The sequence below is a fragment of the Massilia sp. 05N420 genome (assembly GCF_056397205.1).
In genome coordinates this window covers 1-357 of record NZ_JBFTMX010000295.1, presented here as the reverse complement: position 1 = coordinate 357, position 357 = coordinate 1, and the positions used below count along the sequence as shown (strand labels likewise).

1 pseudogene is annotated in these 357 nt (G+C 61.1%); it reads left to right on the top strand.

The window, feature by feature from the left end:
• Nucleotides 1-74 precede the first annotated feature (74 nt).
• Nucleotides 75-357: pseudogene (locus tag AC1DIX_RS28390) on the top strand (hypothetical protein); the annotation flags it as partial.

Below are 357 nucleotides of genomic sequence, written 5' to 3'. Positions count from 1 at the left end.
GTGTACGGGAACTGTGGCGGCGTTTCGCACGTTGAGGCACGCATCGAAAAAGCGTGGGGCACCGGCACAGGATGATGGATTTTCAAGCGGCCGGCGATAGCCGCAAGACGGCAAATGCAATCGATCTGATTGCCGGAGCGGCCCGGCGCACGATGAAGGCCGCGGTCACGGCCATCCCGGGTGGCATCATTCGCACTGGCCGCAATGCCTGGCGTGCCGGCAAAGCCGAGAAAGTGGCGTTCCTGGTGGATGGATCTGCCTATTTTTCCGCCCTGGATCAGGCGCTCAGGAAAGCGCGGCAGACAATCTGGATCGTCGGCTGGGATTTCAATCCCGATATACGTCTCCGGCCAAAGC